This is a genomic window from Pseudomonas sp. AIG (assembly GCF_977020205.1).
In genome coordinates, this window is sequence record NZ_CDROCK010000115.1 from 1 (window position 1) to 2,852 (window position 2,852).

At 61.3% G+C, this 2,852-nt stretch carries 3 protein-coding genes; all 3 read right to left on the reverse strand.

The window, feature by feature from the left end:
• Positions 1-795: hypothetical protein (locus ACWR1S_RS30720; RefSeq protein WP_454566124.1), on the reverse strand; the 795-nt coding region annotated here is incomplete at its 3' end.
• On the reverse strand, positions 792-1,499 hold the full coding sequence (locus tag ACWR1S_RS30725) for a DUF4376 domain-containing protein (protein WP_454566125.1): 708 nt from the start codon (positions 1,497-1,499) through the stop codon (positions 792-794). The genes ACWR1S_RS30720 and ACWR1S_RS30725, both read right to left, overlap by 4 nt.
• An 8-nt stretch (positions 1,500-1,507) precedes the next feature.
• Positions 1,508-2,852 (reverse strand): tail fiber protein (locus tag ACWR1S_RS30730; RefSeq protein ID WP_454566126.1); only part of this gene is annotated, 1,345 nt, incomplete at its 5' end.

Here is a 2,852-nt window from a genome sequence, read left to right on the forward strand (position 1 = left end):
AGTGCCTGGTCCAAGCATCCGCGCGCGCATGCTGACGTCAGGATTGCCCCCGGCCAGCAGGTCTTTCAGGTCAGCCAATTGTTTATCTCGCCCCTGCTGCTGGGCGCTCTTGCGCGCTGCCAGCGCTGCAAGATCGGCCAGCGGCGAGCTGTCGGCGGCGTAGCCTTCCAGCACGGCTATTTGACCCGCCATCGACTGTTTGGCGGCTTTGACCACGGTGCAACGTTCCAGCGGCAAACCTTGCCAGCGTGGCAGCGGCCCAGCGCCGGGGATCTCCCACTTTTCGCTCTCCAGTTTCAGCAGGTGTTGCGCCCGGCGCTCGGTGCGCACCAGGTCAGGGATGGGCAGCAGTGCATTGAATCGCGCCAGGCTGCTGGCCAGCTGTTCCAGGCGCGTGCCCAGGAACAGGATCGACAGCGCGTATTGCGGCCCAGTCGGACGCCCGCTGTCGCTGACGTCTTCCAGTTTCTTGGCGAGATGTTCCAGCGCGTTGGGCGCGGACAGAAAGCGCTGATAGCCCGCGCCCTGGCCAACACCGCTTTGAAATGGTGTTACGACCAGGCACGCCGGAACCTGCCCCATCTGCTCGGCCAGCGCTGCGCGTCCGGCCGCGATCGCGCCTATTGCTGCATCACCGACCGGCCCCGGGTTGGTGTTGGCCAGTCCACTCAGGCCAGCCAGGCGCTGGGCGGTGCTGGCCAGCTCGCCGCCGGCCAGATCCTTTGCCGCTGAAAGCCCACCCATCCATTTCGTGGCCTGCTCCGGCCAGCGCATTGTCACCGGTGCCCAGGTCATGCCGGCGGCGTCCAGGTGATGGCTTTCATTGCCTTCAGATTTTTGTCTTTCTGAGCCTTCGCCACAGCTTGGCGCAGTGTTTCCGCGTGCTGCTGCGCCGCCTGCCGGAAGCGCACCAGGTCAAGGCTGACTTTCTGCAATTGTTCGATGGTGTGCGGCTGGAAAGTCATTACCTGATGAGCGTCATAACATGGGTAAACATCGTCCATACCCAGCAGCACCTGGCCATTCAAGTTCACCTGGTCATCGATCGCGCTGCCGTAGCGGTATGGCTCACCTAATGCGCTGGAACTGAACCCGCCGGCGATGTAGGCCGTGCAGTCGGCAGCGATCGCTTGCAGTTTCTTGTCCCGGAGTGCAGCCAGCACGGCGTCGATATCATCAACCCATTCGCCGTTCTTCCATACTTGGTTCGGCCCGGGTTTTTTCATGGTGAAACCGGCCGGCACCGGTTCGAAGCCTTCCAATGTTCGCGGCTCGCCGGTGTCGGTGCTGTACACCACGACGCCGCCGAAGAAGTCCACAAGCTGCCAAGCTTTGCCGTTCCACCACGCGGCTTTGTGTTCCGGAACTGGTGGTGGCGCGGCCTCCACGCAGCCACCGGGAATCAGATACACACCCTCTTCCAGCGGTGATTCGTCAGCCTTCACAGCACCAATGAAGATGCCGAGATGGTCGGTCTGATAAACGAGTTTGTCAGTCATGCTCGATCTCAATACTTGATGCAGTAATAAAGGGCCATGTTCTTCGGCCGGGTTTCGGTACCGCCGTTGGCGGCGACGGTCACGGCGTGGGTGTGAGCACCACCGCCGCTGACACCAACGTTGTGCGCATGCTGGCCAGCGGCGCCGATGCCGACGTTGTGTGCGTGGTTGCCTTGGTAATCGGTTCGCATGGGTCGCCCGTCGGCATTCTTCCCGCCGCCGATCTCAAGCTCCGTCCAGACACTGCCGCCTGCTGGGTAACCAACGTTCACGCCGGCACCGTTGTCGACAGTTCGGAACCCGTGGTCATGGTTACCCTGGGCATCAGTCCAGGCGCTGTGGACGTGGTTGCCTTGCGCATCTGTCCAAGCGGTGTGCAAGTGATCACCTACCGCAGCGGCCGAGGCGGTGTGAGCGTGTAAATGCAGAGCCATGTCCTGAAACGATCCGAAAGCCCGGCCGGGATCGACGCCGCGACCGTCATCAAACGCACGGGGGAACAGACCGCGCATGTCCGGCACGTTAAACGTGGTTGTTCCGTCACCTGCCCCGTAGTGCGTGCCGATGCGTGCGAACAGGCCAGCGAATGCTGTACGCGAGATAGCGGCGCCGTTGCATGCAAGCCAGCCCGCCGGCGCCGAATACATGCTGAAGCCGGCAACCATGCCTGTCATCGAGTCGCCGACTTGCTTGTGCAGTTTGTTCAGCGCTGCGGTCGTCGCCAGAATTTCGCTGCTGTTGGTGGTTGGGTCATCACTTTTAGCGTTGGGCAGGTTGCCCAGATCTACGTCTTCTTTTGTCGTGGCCCGGGCACGCAGCAGCGGATAGTCGCCGGTACGGGATGCGAGATATTTGATCAACGCACCGCCGACTGGCTCGGCGTCCCGCAAATCCACGATATTGCTGGGTGAAATGAAATCAGCGATCGGCACGCAGTAATGGCGTACGCCGGCAGCATCGGTGTAATCGGCCTGTTCACCGAATACCACTTTCCACACAGCCACCCGATCGTTCAACTGGCGCTCAAGACAAACGTCCAGCCAGACCTTACCTACTGGAATGGCGCCGGGGACCGCTTCTGACTTCGCAATTGCCACGCGGATGCCTTCGACGTAGGCCGTGCCACCATTGATCTGGTAGCCGGTGTCTGTCTTTTCGAACATCAGCGAGTTACTGAAAAAGAACGCACGTCCGTAGAGGTTGCGATTGCTCAGACGCTCGCGCTCATCGATGCCGGCAAGGCGCACCGTGAAGTCATGCTGCCAGGTACTGGCATCGATCTTGATGCCGGTCAGTTTCATGGCGCCGTCGAAGGCCACCAGAAAATTGCGGGTGACGTTGTTGCCGATCTGC